Source organism: Micromonospora sp. NPDC050980, assembly GCF_040653835.1.
Classification (GTDB): domain Bacteria; phylum Actinomycetota; class Actinomycetes; order Mycobacteriales; family Micromonosporaceae; genus Micromonospora.
In genome coordinates, this window is the sequence record NZ_JBFAGS010000010.1 from 104,316 (window position 1) to 120,061 (window position 15,746).

Consider the following 15,746-nt stretch of genomic DNA (forward strand, 5'->3'; position numbering starts at 1 on the left):
GGAGGTCCCCATGGCACCCCGTCCCACCCCCGCGGACAAGTTCTCCTTCGGCCTCTGGACGGTGGGCTGGCCGGCCCGTGACCCGTTCGGCGACGCCACCCGCCCCGAGTTGGACGCCGTCGAGGCGGTGCACCGGCTCGCCGAGCTGGGCGCGTACGGCATCACGTTCCACGACGACGACCTGGTCCCGTTCGGCGCGGACGCGGCCACCCGCGACGCCCGGCTGAGCCGCTTCCGCAAGGCCCTCGACGAGACCGGCCTGGTCGTGCCGATGGTCACCACGAACCTGTTCAACCACCCGGTGTTCAAGGACGGCGGGTTCACCAGCAACGACCGCGACGTGCGCCGTTACGCGCTGCGCAAGGTGCTGCGCAACGTCGACCTCGCCGCCGAGATGGGCGCGAAGACGTTCGTCATGTGGGGCGGCCGGGAAGGCGCCGAGTACGACGTGGCCAAGGACGTCCAGGCCGCGCTGGACCGCTACCGCGAGGCCGTCGACCTGCTCTGCGAGTACGTCGTCGACAACGGCTACGACCTGCGCTTCGCGCTGGAACCCAAGCCGAACGAGCCCCGCGGCGACATCCTGCTGCCCACCGTCGGCCATGCGCTCGGCTTCATCTCCACCCTGGCCCGCCCCGAGATGGTCGGGCTCAACCCGGAGGTCGGCCACGAGCAGATGGCCGGGCTGAACTTCGCCCACGGCATCGCCCAGGCGCTCTGGCAGGGCAAGCTGTTCCACATCGACCTCAACGGCCAGCGCGGCATCAAGTACGACCAGGATCTGGTCTTCGGCCACGGCGACCTGCTCAACGCGTTCGCCCTGGTCGACCTGCTGGAGCACGGCGGCCCGAACGGCGGCCCGGCCTACGACGGCCCGCGGCACTTCGACTACAAGCCCTCGCGCACCGAGGACATGGACGGAGTGTGGGCCTCGGCGGCTGCCAACATGAGCACCTACCTGCTGCTCAAGGAGCGGGCCGCGGCGTTCCGCGCCGACCCGGAGGTGGCCGAGGCGCTCGCCGCCGCCCGGGTGGCCGAGCTGGCCACCCCGACGCTGAACCCCGGTGAGGGCTACGCGGAGCTGCTCGCCGACCGGACCGCGTTCGAGGAGTTCGACCCGGACGCCACCGGGGCGAAGGGCTTCGGCTTCGTCCGGCTCAACCAGCTCGCCGTCGAGCACGTGCTCGGCGCGCGCTGAGGCGGCCCGCCATGCCGCTCGTCGCCGGAGTCGACTCGTCGACCCAGTCCTGCAAGGTGGTTGTCCGGGACGCGGAGACCGGCGCGCTGGCCCGGCAGGGCCGCGCGCCGCACCCGCCCGGCACCGAGGTCGACCCGCACGCCTGGTGGGACGCCCTGCGGGCAGCCGTGGCCGAGGCCGGCGGGCTGGCCGACGTCGCCGCCGTCTCGGTCGGCGGCCAGCAGCACGGCATGGTCTGCCTGGACGAGGCGGGTGAGGTGGTCCGTCCGGCGCTGCTGTGGAACGACACCCGTTCCGCCGACGCGGCCCGGGAACTCGTCGAGGAGGCCGGTGGCGGGGAGACCGGCCGCCGGTTCTGGGCCGACGCGACCGGCGCGGTGCCGGTGGCCAGCTTCACCGCCACCAAGCTGCGCTGGCTGGCCCGGCACGAGCCGGCCAACGCCGACCGGGTGGCCGCGGTCTGCCTGCCGCACGACTGGCTGACCTGGAAGCTGGCCGGGGCGCCCGGCCTGGCCGCGCTGCGCACCGACCGGGGCGACGCCAGCGGCACCGGCTACTGGTCGCCGCGTACCGGAGACTACCGGCTCGACCTGCTGGAACGGGCCTTCGGCAGGCGGATCCGGGTGCCGGTCGTGCTGGGCCCGGCCGAGGCGGCCGGCCGGGTCGACCCGGCGGTGCTCGGCGACGCCCCACCTGGCGGCGGTCCGGGGTCCGGCATGGCCGGTCCGTCCGGCGCGGCTGGTCCGTCCGGCCCGGGGTCTGGCATGGCTGGTCCGTCCGGCCCGGGGTCTGACATGGCCGGTCCGTCCGGCGCGGCTGGTCCGTCCGGCGCGGGCGACGGCCGGGGGCCCGGCCCGGTCCTGCTCGGTCCGGGGACCGGGGACAACGCCGCGGCGGCGCTCGGCGTCGGCGCCGGTCCGGGCGACGTGGTCGTCTCGATCGGCACCTCCGGCACCGTCTTCGCGGTCGCCGACGCCCCGGCCGCCGACGCCGGTGGCGCGGTGGCCGGCTTCGCCGACGCCACCGGCCGGTTCCTGCCGCTGGTCTGCACGCTCAACGCGGCCCGGGTGCTGGACGCCGCGGCAACCCTGCTCGGCGTCGACCTCGACACGCTCGGCGAGCTGGCCCTCTCCGCCCCGCCGGGCGCGGACGGGCTGGTCCTGGTGCCCTACCTGGAGGGGGAGCGCACCCCGAACCGGCCGGACGCCACCGGCACGTTGCACGGCCTCACGCTGGGCACCGCCACCCCGGCCCACCTGGCCCGGGCCGCCGTCGAGGGCATGCTCTGCGGGCTGGCCGACGGTCTCGACGCGCTGCTCGCCCAGGGCGCCCGCGCCGAGCGGATCATCCTGGTCGGCGGCGGCGCCCGATCCGCCGCGGTGCGGCGGATCGCCCCGCAGGTCTTCGGCCGCCCGGTGGTGGTCCCCCCGCCCGGGGAGTACGTCGCGGACGGTGCGGCCCGGCAGGCGGCCTGGGTGGCGCTGGGCGGCGACGCCCCGCCCGCCTGGTCGGTCGGGGACACCGAGGAGTACACCGCCGACGCCGTCCCCGCCATCCGCGAGCGCTACGCCCGCGCCCGCGGGTAAGCAGGGGCCCCCGGTTAACGCATTCCGCATAGGAGGGGCCCCTGCTTAACACCGAACGCGACGCGCCGGGGGGGTCGTGGTGCGCGCCGGGCGTGAGCCTGGTTGGCTGCCGGCATGAGCGGCACGATGATCCTCCGGCGCGGGAACGCGGCGCACCGGCTCTACAGCGTCGTGATCTTCGTCCTGCTCGCCTCGCTGGACAACGTGGCGATCGGCCTGGTGCCACCGCTGTACGGGCCGATCTCCGGCGCGCTCGGCGTACCGCAGCGGTTGCTCGGCCTGGTCACCGCCGTCAGCTTCCTGGTCAGCGCGGTGGCGGCGGTGGGCTGGGCGTACGTCGGCGACCGCACCAACCGCAAGCCGCTGCTCATGGTCGGCACCCTGCTCTGGGCGGCCGGCACCGGCGGCAGCGCGCTGGCCGAGCGGTACCCGACGTTCCTGGCCGCCCAGCTCGTCGCCGCGGTCGGGCTGGGCGCGGTCGGTTCGGTCGGGTTCTCCGTGGTCACCGACCTGATCTCACCGCGCCGGCGTGGCCTGGTGATGAGCTTCTGGGGGCTGTCCCAGGGCGTCGGCACGCTGGCCGGCACCCTGGCCGGGGGCCTGCTCGGCGCGACCGACTGGCGGCGGCCGTTCCTGCTGCTGGCCGGCGTGGGCCTGGCCGCCACCGTGGCCTACCTGTTCACGTACGACGTCGCGCGCGGGCAGAGCGAGCCGGAGCTGGCCGGGGCGCTCGACGCCGGCGGCGAGTACGACTACCGGATCAGTCGCGCCGACCTGCCCCGGATCCTGGCCCGGCGGACCAACCGATGGCTGATCCTGCAGGGGCTCACCGCCCAGGCCGCGTTCGGCTCGCTGGTCTGGCTGCCGGTGCTGTTCAGTCAGCGGGCCGAGGCGCAGGGCTACTCGGCGGCCACCGCCGTAGTGGTGGGCAGCGTGTTCGCCACGCTGTTCCAGCTCGGCGGCGTGCTTTCCATCGTGGGCGGGCTGGTCGGCGACGCGCTGCAACGGCGTACGCCGAGCGGCCGGGCCCTGGTCGCGGCCGTGGGCATTCTCGCGGCCGTACCGTTCTACCTGGTCCTGTTCTTCGTGCCGATCCACATCGACGTGCCCGACGGCGGTGGGTCCGGCGCGGTGGTGGCGGCCGTGCTGTCCAGCGTGCTGACCGAGCCCACGGTCGGGCTGAGCCTGCTCACCGCCGTGGTCGCGCTGGCGCTCACCTCGGCCAACTCGCCCAACTGGTTCGCGTTGATCGCCGACGTGAACCCGCCCGAGCACCGGGGCACCGTCTACAGCCTCGGCAACCTGGTCAACGGCGTGGGGCGGGCGGCCGGCAACGGGCTGGTCGGGGTGGCGTTCGCCGCGCTGCGGGTGGCCTTCCCGCCGCCGTTGAACTACGCCGTCGGGCTGGCCGCGTTCCAGTTGTTCTTCGTGCCGACCGGGATCATGTACGGGTTGGCGGCCCGCACCTCACCCCGCGACATCGCCCAGGTGCACACGCTCCTGCACACCCGCGCCGACCGCCTCGAAGGCGGGGCCCCCTCCGAGCGTTGAGCGTTGAGAGGGGGCCCCTGCTATACCGCAGGCGTTAACCGGGGGCCCCTCCTTACACCCACCACACGGTGACGTCGGTGGGGACGGACGTGCCGTCGAGGAGGGGGGCGCTGGACACCAGCACCGTCGCGCCGGCGGGCAACGGCACCGGCTCGGGGCCGAAGTTGGTCAGCACGGTGAGGTCGCCGTTGGTGAACGTCAGCACCTCGTCACCGGAGGACAGGAAGCGCAGCGGCCCCCGCGCCAGCGCGTGCTCGCGGCGCAGCCGCAGCGCCGTGCGGTAGAGCTCGTACGTCGAGCCGGGCACCCCGCGCTGGCGGTCCAGCGCGTACTCGGCCCAGACCGGCGGCTGGGGCAGCCAGCTCGCGTCGGTCGGGCCGAAGCCGTACGACGGGGCGTCGGCCTCCCACGGGATCGGCACCCGGCAGCCGTCCCGGCCGCGCTGGGTGTGCCCGCTGCGGGCCCAGGTCGGGTCCTGCCGGGCCTCGTCGGGCAGCGTGGTGTGCTCCGGGAGCCCCAGTTCCTCGCCCTGGTAGAGGTAGGCCGAGCCGGGCAGGGCGAGCATCAGCAGGCTGGCCGCTCGGGCCCGGCGCAGGCCCAGGGCCGCGTCCGGTTGCGGGTCGTCGACGCCGATGCCGTTCATCCGACCGCCGGCAGTGGTCAGCCCGAGCCGGGAGGCGTGCCGGACCACGTCGTGGTTGGACAGCACCCAGGTGGTGGGCGCGCCGACCGCGTCGGTGGCCTCCAGCGAGCGGGTGATCACCGCGTACTGGGCGGGCGCGGTCCAGGCGGCCATCAGGTACTCGAAGTTGAACGCCTGGTGCATCTCGTCCGGCCGGACGTAGCGGGCCAGCCGCTCGGCCGGTTCCACCCACGCCTCGGCGACCAGGACCCGCTGGCCGGGGTACGAGTCGAGCAGCCGCCGCCACTGCCGGTAGATCTCGTGCACGCCGTCCTGGTCCCACATCGGCGGGCGTGGCTTGTCCGTCTCGCTGCCGGAGAGGATCTCCTGCGGCTCCTGCCAGTCGGCCAGGTCGGCCTGCTTGATCAGGCCGTGCGCCACGTCCACCCGGAACCCGTCCACGCCCCGGTCCAGCCAGAACCGCAGGACGTCGAGGAACTCCTCGCGGACCTGCGGGTTGTCCCAGTTGAGGTCGGGCTGGCCGGTGTCGAACAGGTGCAGATACCACTGGCCGTCGGGCAGCCGGGTCCAGGCCGGGCCGCCGAACACGCTCTCCCAGTCGTTCGGCGGCTCGGCGCCGTCCGGGCCCTTGCCGTCGCGGATGACGTAGCGCTGCCGCTCCGGGCTGCCCGGCGCGGCGGCCACGGCCGCGGTGAACCAGCGGTGCGCGGACGAGGTGTGGTTGGGCACCAGGTCGACGATCACGCGCAGGTTGCGGGCCTTCGCCTCGTTGATCAGCGTGTCGGCGTCGGCCAGGGTGCCGAAGAGCGGGTCGACGTCCCGGTAGTCGGCCACGTCGTAGCCGGCGTCGGCCTGCGGGGACGGATAGAACGGGGACAGCCAGACCGCGTCGACCCCCAGCTCGGCGAGGTGGTCGAGCCGGGCCGTGATGCCCGGCAGGTCACCGATGCCGTCGCCGTCGGAATCGGCGAACGAGCGCGGGTAGACCTGGTAGATGACCGCCTCGGTCCACCAGCCGGTGGCCGGGGCCTGCTTCGTCGCGTCGGTGTTCAGCGCCTTCTCCCTGTCGTGTCGGCGGGCGATCGGGTCCGTTCAGTGTGCCCGGGGCGGCGCGGTCGAGTCCCGCACGACCAGCCGAGTGGGGAGGATCACCGAGGTCGGCGTCCGCTGGTCGGCCTCGGCGCCGCGCGGCGCCGGCAGCAGCGCGGGGTACGAACCGGCGACGCGCGTGCCGAGCGGGTCGAGCAGGATGCGGGCGGCGAGCCGCCCCTGGTCGGCGGCGGGCTGGGCGATGGTGCTGAGCCCGAGCACGCCGGCCAGGTCGTGGTCGTCGACGCCGATCACGCTGACGTCCTGCGGCACCCGCAGCCCGGCGTCACGCAGTGCGCCGATGGCGCCCATCGCCATCTCGTCGCAGGCGGCGAAGATGGCGGTGGGCGGCTCGCCGCGGGCGAGCAGTTCGGCGGTGGCCCGGGTGCCGCCGTCGATGGTGAACCGGGATTCGACGTCGAGGCTCGGGTCGGGCCGCAGGCCGGCGGCGCGCAGCGCCTCCTGGTAGCCGCGTCGGCGGTCGAGGTGGGTGGTGAAGGCCAGCTCGTCGTCCGGGTCGCCGGAGATGTGCGCGATCCGGGTGTGCCCGAGGTCGAGCAGATGGCGGGTGGCGGTCCGGGCGGCGGCCACGTCGTCGATCCGGACGCACGGCCACCCGGGTACGCCGCTGCCGGAGCTGATCGTCACGCCGGGCAGGTCGAGTTTGGTCAGCGCGTGCACGTCGGCCGCGCGCAGTGGGGTGGCGACCAGGATGATCGCGTCGACCCGCTTGTGCAGGGCGGCGGTGCGCAGCACCCGCTGGCGGGTCTGCTCCCGCCCGCCGAGGTTGTAGAGCAGCAGGTCGTAGCCGTTCTGCTGGAGGAAGTCCTCGACCGCCTCGACGACCGTGCCGAAGAACCATCTGGTGATCCGGGGGACCACCACGGCGACGGTGCCGGTCCGGCCGCCGGCCAGCCGGGAGGCGCTGGGTGAGACCGCGTACTGGAGCTGCTCGGCGGCGGCGAGCACCCGCCGCCGGGTGGCGGCGGAGACGGTCGGCAGGCCGCGCAGCGCGCGGGACACGGTGGCCGTGGAGACCCCGGCCAGGCGGGCGACGTCGTCAATCTTGGTCATCGTGGCTCCCCGCTGCGACCCGTGCCCCGCCGCCGCCGTCGACCGGCGGCGGCGGGACTGCCGGATCAGCCCTTGACGCTCCCGGCGAGCAGGCCCCGCACGAAGTAGCGCTGGAGGGACAGGAAGACGATCAGCGGCACGATGATCGACACGAACGCGCCGGAGGTCAGCCGTTGCCACTCGTTGCCCCGGGTGCCGGCCAGCTCGGCGAGCCGGACGGTCAGCGGGGCGGTCTCGTCGCCGCCACCGGCGAAGATCAGCGCGACCAGCAGGTCGTTCCAGACCCAGAGGAACTGGAAGATGCCGAACGCCGCCAGCGCGGGCGTGATCAGCGGCAGCACGATGGTGCGGAAGATCTTCGGGTGGGTGGCCCCGTCGACCCGGGCCGCCTCCATCAGATCCTTCGGCAATTGGGAGATGAAGTTGTGCAGCAGGAACACGGCGAGCGGCAGGGCGAAGCAGGTGTGCGCGAACCACACCTGCACGAACCGCTGCTCGTCGACCAGGTCCCAGGCCGGCAGCACCTGGATGCCCGCGACGGTGACCCCGGTGGAGAAGAACTTCAACAGCGGCACCAGTGCCATCTGCAGCGGCACGATCTGCAACGCGAAGATCGCGATGTAGACCCAGTCCCGCCCCTTGAAGTTGATCCAGGCCAGCGCGTACGCGGCGAGCGAGGCGAAGGCCAGCGGGAAGAGCACCGACGGAATGGTGATCGCCAGCGAGTTGATGAAGTAGCTGGCGAGCTGGCCGGCCGAGGACGAGCTGCCGAACAGCACCTGCTCGTAGTTCTCCAGCGTGAACTGCGGATCGCTGAAGAAGGTCCACCAGCCGGTGGTCTTGATCTGGTCCTCCGGCCGGAACGACGACACGAACAGGCCGAAGGTCGGCACGGTCCAGACGATCGCGAGGACGATCGAGATCAGGGTCGCGGTCGGCGTGTTGAGGCGTCGGCGGACGCGACCGGCCCGGGTCTTCGGTGGGTCGGTGCGCTGGGTGCCGGCGGGGACGGTGGGCGTGGCAGTGGTCATCTCAGCCCTCCCGCTGCTGGCGCAGGTTGCGGATCTGGTAGATCACGATCGGGATCACCAGGATGAAGAGCACGACGGCGAGCGCGGCGCCGTGCCCGTTCTGGCCGTACCGGAACGCCTGGTTGTACATCTCGTTGGCGATGACGCTCGTCTCGTAGTTGCCGTTGGTGGTGGTCCGGACGATGTCGAACACCTTCAGCGTGGCGATGGTGATGGTCACCACGACCACGATCAGCGCCGGCCGGATGCTCGGCAGGGTCACCCGCCAGAACATCTGCCAGGCGGTGACGCCGTCCAGCCGGGCGGCCTCGATGATGTCGCCCGGGATCGCCTTGATCGCGGCGGAGAGCACCACCATCGCGAAGCCGGCCTGGATCCAGACCATGATGACGATGAGCAGCAGAGTGTTCAGCGGCGAGTCGAGCAGCCACTGCTTGGGCTCCCCACCGAACCACACCACGAACTGGTTGAGCAGGCCGATCTGGTCCTGTCCGGCGCCCCGGAAGGCGTAGACGAACTTCCAGATGATGCTCGCGCCGACGAACGAGATGGCCATCGGCATGAAGATCAGGGACTTCGCCAGTGCCTCCCCCCGGGCCCGGTCCACCATCACCGCGTAGAGCAGACCGATCGTGGTGGCGGCCAGCGGCACCAGGAGCACCCAGACCAGCGTGTTGATCAGTACGCGGACGATGGAGTCGTCGGTCAGCATCCAGGCGTAGTTGTCCAGGCCGACGAAGTTCTCGCTCCGCCCGTCCATGAACGACAGCAGCGTGGTGCGGATCGCCGGTACGACGAGGCCGATGAGCAGCAGCAGCACCGTCGGCAGCAGGAAGAAGAGAGCGAAGATCCCTTCTCCCGGCTTTCGCGGGCGGCCGGTCAGCACGGCGCCGTTCGCGGTCGCGGCGACCAGTCGTGCCTCTCGTCGGCGGGCGAAGAAGGCCGGCACCACGTCGAGCAGCAGGAGCAGGCCGCCCACCACCATGACGAAGGCGATCAGCCCGTACATCAACATGAGGAACTTCGGCTGCTCAGCCGCGAAGTCGAAATCCATCAACCCTCCTTCCGGGGTCGGGTGCACCGGTGGCCCGGTCCGCGTCCGCGGACCGGGCCACCGGTGGTCGTCACTTCGGCCAGCTGCCTTCGATGTCGTTCAGCACCGTGGTGGTGTCCTTGCCGTTGATCCAGGACACCATGCCCTTCCAGAAGGTGCCCGCGCCGACCGCGGCCGGCATCAGGTCCGAGCCGTCGAAGCGGAAGACGGTCTTCGGGTCCTGCAGGATGCCCACGGAGAGCTTGTCCACCGGGTTCGGGACGTTGTTGATGTCCAGCTTCTTGTTCGCGGACACCCAGTCACCGATCTTGGCGCGGCTGTTGGCGTACTCGCCGGAGGCCAGGTAGGTCTGCACCGCCTGGACCTCGGGACGGTCGGCGAAGGCCGCGACGAACTCGCCGCCACCGAGCACCGGCTTCTTCTCCGGGTCGATGCCCGGGAAGTAGAACGCGAAGACGTCGCCGTCCTCGGCCACGTTGGTGCCCTTCGGCCACTGGTTGGCGTAGAAGGACGCCTGGCGGTGCAGCGCGCACTTGCCGTTGGTGATCGGCACGCCGGCCTCCTGGAAGGAGGTGGTGGCGATGCTCTTCACGCCGCCGAAGCCGCCGTTGACGTACTTCTCGTTCTTGAGGATGGTGCCGGCCTTGTTCACGGCCTCGACGACCTTCGGGTCGTTGAACGGGATGCCGTGGGTGGTCCACTGGTCGTAGACGTCCGGCCCGGCCGTGCGCAGCAGCACGTCCTCGATCCAGTCGGTGGCCGGCCAGCCGGTGGCGTCACCGGACTCGATGCCGGCGCACCACGGCTTCATGCCGGAGGCGGCGATCTGGTCGCTGAGCTTGATCAGGTCGTCCCAGGTGGTCGGGACCGTCCAGCCCTTCTCCTTGAACATCTTCGGCGAATACCACACGAAGGACTTCACGTTGGAGCCGAGCGGGGCGCCGTAGAACTGGCCGTTGACGGTGCTGTACTTCAGCCAGTCGGCGGAGTAGTTCTGCTCCGCCATGGCCTTGGTGTCGGCGCCGACCGGCTTGAGCTTGCCCGAGTCGACGAACCGCTTGAGCAGACCCGGCTGCGGGATGAAGGCGACGTCGGGGGCGTTGCCGCCGTCCACCCGGACGCCGAGCTGGGCCTCGAACTCACCCGAGCCCTCGTGGTCGATCTCGATGCCGGTGCAGTCCTCGAACTCCTTCCAGGACTGCTCGAGGCGGTCGGCCTCGATGTCCCGGATCGAGGAGTAGATCGAGACCTTCTTGCCGTCGTTGCCCTGGTACTTCTCGTATGCCGCGCACTCGGCCGAGCCCGCCTTGTCGCTCTTCTTGTCATCGCCGGTGCCGCAGGCGGCGACGCCGAGCGCGAGCCCCAGCACGCCGGTGACCGCGAGAGCCTGGCGTGATCTGGCAAACGCCATGCCGATCTCCTTCCTTGCCGGCGCGTGGGGATTGTCGAACGCGCGCCGGTCCGATGGTCGTCCCCACATGTAAGCGCTTGCATCCCGGTGCGGTCCACCCCTGGGCGGACACGGCCCGGTAACAATCCGGAAACCCGCTCATCGGCGATGGGCGCGCTCCCACGGTTCTTCCGCCGAACGGAACTTTCTGCCACCCTGTCCGTATCAAATCGAAGACTTTCAACATCGGAGGTAGTGGATGCGCAAGCGGTGGCTCAGTCTCGCGGCCGGAGCGGCGGTCCTGGCCGCGACCCTGGTCCCGGCGGCGCCGGCGATGGCCGCGCCGACGTTCAAGGTGCCGTTCCCGTGCAACCAGTCCTGGTCCGGGCAGACCCGGTCCAACCACAGCCCGGCAAACGCGATCGACTTCAACCGCACCGACGATCTGGGCGACCCGGTGGTGGCCAGCGCGCCCGGCACTGTCGACGTGGTGACCAACCTCGGCGACACCAGCTACGGCAAGTACGTGCGGATCAACCACGGCGGCGGCTGGACCACCTACTACGCGCACCTGAACGCCTTCAACGTCTCGGTCGGGCAGACCGTCGGATACGGCCGGGTGATCGGATACGTCGGCTCCACCGGCGGCTCCACCGGGCCGCACCTGCACTACGAGCAGCGGTCGGGCGGCAGCGCCGTGAAGATCAAGTTCAACGGCGCCCAGGCGTTGTACTGGGGCACGAAGACCTACAAGAGCGACAACGGCTGCTCCGGGGCGAACACCGGCGCCGGCACGGTGAACACCGCGGGCGCGCCGCTGACCGTGCGCTCCGGCCCGGGCACCGGCTACAGCTCGGTCGGCACGGTGGCCGACGGGGCCGGCGTGACGATCCACTGCCAGACCAGCGGCACCTCGGTCACCGGCACCTACGGCACCAGCTCGATCTGGGACCGGATCGGCTCCGGCCGGTTCATCTCCGACGCCTACGTCTACACCGGCTACGACGGCTACATCCCGGGCGTGCCCCGCTGCTGACCGGGCCGGGCGCGGGGGCGGTGGCACCCGCGCCCGGAGCCGGTCAGGCGTCCATCCGCCAGATGGCGAAGTTCAGCGCGGCGGCGAACGTGACCCACGCCCAGTACGGCAGCATCAGCAGCGTCGCCGGCCGGGACACCCGCCAGAACAGGGCCACGGTCAGGCCGATCGCCAGCCACATCAGCACGATCTCGGCGAACGCCAACCCGTAGCGGCCGGCGCCGAAGAAGAGCGGCGTCCAGATCGCGTTGAGCACGAGCTGCCCGACCCAGGCCCAGACCGCCGGGCCGAAGCCGACCCGGCGCCAGACCAGCCAGCCGGCGATCGCGATCAGCGCGTAGAGGACGGTCCAGACCGGGCCGAACAGCCACGACGGCGGAGCCCAGGACGGCTGCTCCAGGCTCTGGTATTCGGCCGAGGTGCCCCGCACGCCCAGCCCGCCGATGGCGGCGGCGGCGAACGTGGCGGCGCCGAAGCCGACGAGCGCCCACCACTTCCGGGCCCCGCCGGTACGCCGACCGGCACGCTGAGAAATCTCCATGGTCGAGATATTGCCGCTCCGCCCGGGGCGCAAACCCGCCCTGGACACGAAAGCGCCGGGATCGTCGGGTCCGGGCGCTCCGGTCCGCGAGGACGGAGCGCCGGGCCCGACGACCCCGGCGGGTCAGGGCTGGCGAGGGGACGTGCTAATTGAAGATGCTGACGCCACCCGGGCCGACCAGCAGGCCGACGACGATGAGGACGATGCCCCAGAGGATCTGCCGACGGAACAGCGCGAGAATTCCGGCGACCACGAGTACGACTGCGATAATCCAGAGAATCAGCTCCATGGCGGCTGGATACCCGGGCCCACGATCTCGGAAACCTGCCGCTCAGTCGAGCTGATCGCCCAGGTGGAACACGCTGTACGCCTGCTTGATCACGGGGTGCGCGACGTTGCGGACCCGCACCCCGCCCGGGGTGGTGCCCCGCTCGGTGCCGTGGTGGGCGTGCCCGTGCAGCGCCAGCGCGGTGGGCGCCGAATCGATCGCCTGACCGAGCTGGTAGCAGCCGAGGAACGGGTAGATCTCCAGCGGCTCGCCGGCGAGCGTGTCCGGTACGGGGGCGTAGTGGGTGAGCGCGACCAGGGCGTCGCAGTCGAGTGCGAGCAGCGCGGAGGCCAGCGAGTCGGCGCTCTCCCGAGTGGTCCGCACGAACGACTTCATCTCCGGCTCGCCGAAGTCGCTGGCGCACCGCCCGGCGAACCCGCCGCCGAACCCCTTCACGCCGGCCACGCCGAGCCGCCCGCCGGCGCACTCCACCACAGTGCCGGTGCCCTCCAGCACGGTGATCCCGGCGTCGGAGAGCACCTTGACCACCTGCGGCACCTGGTCGCACTGGTGGTCGTGGTTACCGAGCACGGTGATCACCGGCACCCCGAGGTCGCCGAACTCGCGCGCCACGCAGCGCGCCTCGGCCTCGGTGCCGTGCCGGGTCAGGTCCCCGGCGAGCAGCAGCACGTCCGCGCAGTCCGGCAGTTCCTCCAGCGCCGGGCGGAACCGACCCACCACGTCCTCGTCCACGTGCACGTCGCCGACGGCGGCGATCCGGATCACCATCGAACCTCCTTCACGGCAGCTCCTCGACCTGGGTGGGCGCCTGGGTGCGGATCACCCCGATGTCGCTGGTCACCGGCGTGTCCGGAAAGCGCTCGGCCACCCGCCGCAGGATCTCCTCCCGGCGGTGCGGGCTCTCCACCTCGCCGTAGAGCACCAGTCCGCGCTCGCGACGCACCACGGTGATGCCCTGTTCGGCCACGGACGGCTCCTCGGCCAGCATGTTCTGGATCTCGGCCTCGACGTACTCGTCGGGGGGCACGTCGCCGGGCTGTCCGGTCACGGGATCTCCCTTCCGCCGGGCGCGCCGCCGGGCAGCACGTCCAGCCGGTCGAGCAGCACCAGGAACGCCTCCGCGTACGGCGAGTGCTGCGTTTCCTTCCGTACCCGTTCCCAGTCGATCTGCTCCCGCAGCGAGCGGGCGAGCGGCAGGGCGCGGGCGAAGTCGCAGTAGTGCTGGGAGAAGCTGAGCAGCTTGTGCACCATGAGCTGGCTGGCCGAGAGCACCGGCATGCGGATCGCGTCGACCGGCCGCACGATCGTGTCGGCGAACGTCTCCTCGGTGACCGGGGTCTCGATCGGCCGGTGGATGAGGTCCACCATCCGTCCCTCGTCGTAGACCTTGACCAGCCAGTCCTCCGGCGGGCGCTCGGCGGTGAAGCCGGCCTCGACCAACGCATCGAGGGCCCGGTCGACGTCGCACTCGCGGAGCAGGAAGTCGACGTCGTGGTCGCTGGAGTGACCGCCGTGTGCGTACACCGCGAAGCTGCCGCCCAGGGCGAACGGGATCTCGGACTGCTTGAGCACGGCGGCGACCTTTTTCAGCGTGTGCACCAGGGTCTCGTCCCCGCGCTCGGCCATCTGGGTCTCCCGTCGTCGTGATGCGGTGGGATCACGTTGCGTACCCGGCAGACGCCTCGGCCACACCTGTTGGGTCCGCTCTGGGAGGAATGCGACAAACGGCATGGGTGAGCGTGGGTCGGATAGCCTCGGGGAGGTGGCCAGCTCACCACGGACGCCGCGGGGCAGGGCCCGGCTGCGCGCCGTCGCCCTGATCGGGATCGACGGCTCGGGCAAGACCACCCAGGCCCACCTGCTGGCCGAGGCGCTCACCGCCGCCGGCCACCGGGCCACCTATCACCGCAACGCCGGCGGCCGTCGCTGGCTCGGCCGGCTCGCCCAGCGGGTCGGCCGCCCCGACGCGCAGCGCCTCGTCGGGCGCGACGGCCTGCTCGCGGTCGAGTCCGTGCTGCGCTGGCTGGCCATCGCGCTCGCGCTGATCGGCTGCCTGTCCACCGGTCGCACCGCGGTGATGGACCGCTGGTCCGCCTGTCAGTACGCGAGCATCCGGGCGCACGGCGGGCAGCGCTGGGAGCGGCTGACCCGGGCCGGCTACCGGGTCTTCCCGCCGCCGGAGGTCACGTTCCTGCTCACCGTCGACCCGGCCGAGGCGTACCGGCGGATCGAGCGGCGCGGCACCGACCACGAGAGCATGCGGTGGCTCACCGCCGCCGACGCCGCGTACCGGTCGCTGCCGGAGTACGCCGGCTTCGTCATGGTGGACGGCAGCGGCCCGCCGGAGGAGGTGTCCCGCCGGATCCGGGCGCACCTGAGCGAGTGGCTGCCGGGCGACCCGGCCACGCCGGCCGGCCCGCTGGCGGCTCAGGCCCGCCCGTAGACCGGGATGCTCGCGCCGCTCGTCGGCGCGGACTCCGCGCCGGCCAGGAAGCGGATCACCGAGGCGATCTCGGCCGGCGGCACCCATCGCCGGTGGTCGGCCTCGGGCTGGGCGGCCCGGTTGGCCGGGGTGTCGATGACGCTGGGCAGCACCGTGTTGCACCGCACCCCAAGGGGGCGGTATTCCACCGCTACCGCGTTGGCGAACGCCTGCACCGCGGCCTTGGCGGTGACGTAGCCGGCCGCACCGGGGAAGGGCGCCACCGCAGCCCGGGCCGAGACGCAGACCACCGCGCCGCCGCCGGCCGCCACCAGGTGCGGCAGCGCCGCGTGGGTGACCAGGTAGGTCGGGCGCAGGTTGAGTCGCAGCAGCCGTTCGAACTCCTCGACCGGGGTCTCGTGCACCAGCCCGCCGCTGGCGTACCCGCCGACGAGGTTGATCACCGCGCGCAGCGGCGCCGCCGGCTCGGTGGTGGCTGCGGCCACCGCCCGCGCGGCCCCCTCGGGGGTGAGCAGGTCCGCCACCACCGGGACCGGACCGGCCGGCTCGGGCGTCTCCGCCGCGCCCTCCCGGCCGGGTACGACCACCCGCCAGCCGTCGCGCCGGAACGCGGCCGTGACCGCGCCGCCCAGCCCACCCGTGCCTCCGGTCACCAGCACCGTGCGATCCGCCATGGGCACACGCTATCCGGGCGTCGGGCCGGCCGACCGGTGACCCGGCCGGGGCCGTCCGGCCGTCGCGCGCGGGCGCGACGGCCGATGGTCGGGGTCCGCCGGCGGGAGCGAGTCGACCGGACCGGGGGAGGTGGCCGGACCGCGGTG

General features: G+C 72.4%; 16 protein-coding genes. 5 read left to right on the forward strand and 11 right to left on the reverse strand.

Going from position 1 to position 15,746, the window contains the following annotated elements:
- The first annotated feature begins 10 nt into the window (after window positions 1-10).
- From xylA to AB0H28_RS17320, 3 genes are all read left to right on the forward strand, one after another.
- Window positions 11-1,198: a xylose isomerase gene (xylA, locus tag AB0H28_RS17310; protein ID WP_358040537.1), complete on the forward strand. Its 1,188-nt coding sequence runs from the start codon at window positions 11-13 to the stop codon at window positions 1,196-1,198.
- Window positions 1,199-1,209: 11 nt separating this feature from the next.
- On the forward strand, window positions 1,210-2,784 hold the full coding sequence (locus AB0H28_RS17315) for an FGGY family carbohydrate kinase (protein ID WP_358040540.1): 1,575 nt from the start codon (window positions 1,210-1,212) through the stop codon (window positions 2,782-2,784).
- Between the two features lie 114 nt (window positions 2,785-2,898).
- Complete coding sequence (locus AB0H28_RS17320) at window positions 2,899-4,335, forward strand: MFS transporter (protein ID WP_358040543.1); 1,437 nt, start codon at window positions 2,899-2,901, stop codon at window positions 4,333-4,335.
- Between the two features lie 52 nt (window positions 4,336-4,387).
- Here the strand turns inward: AB0H28_RS17320 and AB0H28_RS17325 are convergent, their stop codons facing one another.
- The 5 genes from AB0H28_RS17325 to AB0H28_RS17345 form a co-directional block, all read right to left on the reverse strand.
- A complete protein-coding gene (locus AB0H28_RS17325) occupies window positions 4,388-6,031 on the reverse strand; it encodes a glycoside hydrolase family 13 protein (RefSeq protein ID WP_358040859.1) in 1,644 nt (547 codons plus the stop codon).
- 39 nt (window positions 6,032-6,070) lie between these two features.
- Window positions 6,071-7,141, reverse strand: a complete 1,071-nt coding sequence (locus tag AB0H28_RS17330; protein WP_358040546.1) for a LacI family DNA-binding transcriptional regulator — start codon at window positions 7,139-7,141, stop codon at window positions 6,071-6,073.
- Window positions 7,142-7,206: 65 nt separating this feature from the next.
- Entirely contained in the window at window positions 7,207-8,172 is a 966-nt protein-coding gene (locus AB0H28_RS17335; protein ID WP_358040549.1) for a carbohydrate ABC transporter permease, read from the reverse strand.
- Window position 8,173: 1 nt separating this feature from the next.
- Complete coding sequence (locus AB0H28_RS17340; RefSeq protein ID WP_358040552.1) at window positions 8,174-9,226, reverse strand: sugar ABC transporter permease; 1,053 nt, start codon at window positions 9,224-9,226, stop codon at window positions 8,174-8,176.
- Window positions 9,227-9,296: 70 nt separating this feature from the next.
- Window positions 9,297-10,637: an ABC transporter substrate-binding protein gene (locus AB0H28_RS17345; protein WP_358040555.1), complete on the reverse strand. Its 1,341-nt coding sequence runs from the start codon at window positions 10,635-10,637 to the stop codon at window positions 9,297-9,299.
- A gap of 238 nt (window positions 10,638-10,875) precedes the next feature.
- On the opposite strand from AB0H28_RS17345, the gene AB0H28_RS17350 reads away from it, so the two are divergent.
- Complete coding sequence (locus tag AB0H28_RS17350) at window positions 10,876-11,652, forward strand: peptidoglycan DD-metalloendopeptidase family protein (RefSeq protein WP_358040558.1); 777 nt, start codon at window positions 10,876-10,878, stop codon at window positions 11,650-11,652.
- A gap of 43 nt (window positions 11,653-11,695) precedes the next feature.
- Here the strand turns inward: AB0H28_RS17350 and AB0H28_RS17355 are convergent, their stop codons facing one another.
- The 5 genes from AB0H28_RS17355 to AB0H28_RS17375 all read right to left on the reverse strand — a co-directional run bounded on the left by AB0H28_RS17355 (window position 11,696) and on the right by AB0H28_RS17375 (window position 14,213).
- Entirely contained in the window at window positions 11,696-12,193 is a 498-nt protein-coding gene (locus AB0H28_RS17355; RefSeq protein WP_358040561.1) for a TspO/MBR family protein, read from the reverse strand.
- A gap of 145 nt (window positions 12,194-12,338) precedes the next feature.
- Window positions 12,339-12,482 (reverse strand): GPGG-motif small membrane protein, encoded by a 144-nt coding sequence (locus AB0H28_RS17360; protein WP_358040564.1) that lies wholly within the window; start codon window positions 12,480-12,482, stop codon window positions 12,339-12,341.
- A 42-nt stretch (window positions 12,483-12,524) separates the two neighbouring features.
- Window positions 12,525-13,250 (reverse strand): metallophosphoesterase, encoded by a 726-nt coding sequence (locus AB0H28_RS17365; protein ID WP_358040567.1) that lies wholly within the window; start codon window positions 13,248-13,250, stop codon window positions 12,525-12,527.
- 10 nt (window positions 13,251-13,260) lie between these two features.
- On the reverse strand, window positions 13,261-13,470 hold the full coding sequence (locus AB0H28_RS17370) for a hypothetical protein (protein ID WP_358040862.1): 210 nt from the start codon (window positions 13,468-13,470) through the stop codon (window positions 13,261-13,263).
- Between the two features lie 56 nt (window positions 13,471-13,526).
- Window positions 13,527-14,213 (reverse strand): nucleotidyltransferase, encoded by a 687-nt coding sequence (locus AB0H28_RS17375; RefSeq protein ID WP_358040570.1) that lies wholly within the window; start codon window positions 14,211-14,213, stop codon window positions 13,527-13,529.
- A gap of 31 nt (window positions 14,214-14,244) precedes the next feature.
- Between AB0H28_RS17375 and AB0H28_RS17380 the strand changes: the two genes are divergently transcribed.
- Complete coding sequence (locus AB0H28_RS17380; protein ID WP_358040573.1) at window positions 14,245-14,925, forward strand: dTMP kinase; 681 nt, start codon at window positions 14,245-14,247, stop codon at window positions 14,923-14,925.
- Here AB0H28_RS17380 and AB0H28_RS17385 read toward each other — a convergent pair.
- Window positions 14,910-15,599, reverse strand: coding sequence for an SDR family NAD(P)-dependent oxidoreductase (locus AB0H28_RS17385; RefSeq protein WP_358040576.1), 690 nt, complete (start codon window positions 15,597-15,599; stop codon window positions 14,910-14,912). The two genes, AB0H28_RS17380 and AB0H28_RS17385, sit on opposite strands and share 16 nt — an antisense overlap.
- Window positions 15,600-15,746 lie beyond the last annotated feature (147 nt).

Bases quoted from the DNA above. Each gene is read 5' to 3' on its own strand.
- AB0H28_RS17350 (WP_358040558.1), top strand. From the start codon at position 10,876: ATGCGCAAGCGGTGGCTCAGTCTCGCGGCCGGAGCGGCGGTCCTGGCC.
- AB0H28_RS17360 (WP_358040564.1), bottom strand. From the start codon at position 12,482: ATGGAGCTGATTCTCTGGATTATCGCAGTCGTACTCGTGGTCGCCGGA.
- AB0H28_RS17340 (WP_358040552.1), bottom strand. From the start codon at position 9,226: ATGGATTTCGACTTCGCGGCTGAGCAGCCGAAGTTCCTCATGTTGATG.
- xylA (WP_358040537.1), top strand. From the start codon at position 11: ATGGCACCCCGTCCCACCCCCGCGGACAAGTTCTCCTTCGGCCTCTGG.
- AB0H28_RS17385 (WP_358040576.1), bottom strand. From the start codon at position 15,599: ATGGCGGATCGCACGGTGCTGGTGACCGGAGGCACGGGTGGGCTGGGC.
- AB0H28_RS17345 (WP_358040555.1), bottom strand. From the start codon at position 10,637: ATGGCGTTTGCCAGATCACGCCAGGCTCTCGCGGTCACCGGCGTGCTG.
- AB0H28_RS17330 (WP_358040546.1), bottom strand. From the start codon at position 7,141: ATGACCAAGATTGACGACGTCGCCCGCCTGGCCGGGGTCTCCACGGCC.
- AB0H28_RS17375 (WP_358040570.1), bottom strand. From the start codon at position 14,213: ATGCCGTTTGTCGCATTCCTCCCAGAGCGGACCCAACAGGTGTGGCCG.
- AB0H28_RS17335 (WP_358040549.1), bottom strand. From the start codon at position 8,172: ATGACCACTGCCACGCCCACCGTCCCCGCCGGCACCCAGCGCACCGAC.
- AB0H28_RS17365 (WP_358040567.1), bottom strand. From the start codon at position 13,250: ATGGTGATCCGGATCGCCGCCGTCGGCGACGTGCACGTGGACGAGGAC.
- AB0H28_RS17320 (WP_358040543.1), top strand. From the start codon at position 2,899: ATGAGCGGCACGATGATCCTCCGGCGCGGGAACGCGGCGCACCGGCTC.
- AB0H28_RS17370 (WP_358040862.1), bottom strand. From the start codon at position 13,470: ATGCTGGCCGAGGAGCCGTCCGTGGCCGAACAGGGCATCACCGTGGTG.
- AB0H28_RS17355 (WP_358040561.1), bottom strand. From the start codon at position 12,193: ATGGAGATTTCTCAGCGTGCCGGTCGGCGTACCGGCGGGGCCCGGAAG.
- AB0H28_RS17315 (WP_358040540.1), top strand. From the start codon at position 1,210: ATGCCGCTCGTCGCCGGAGTCGACTCGTCGACCCAGTCCTGCAAGGTG.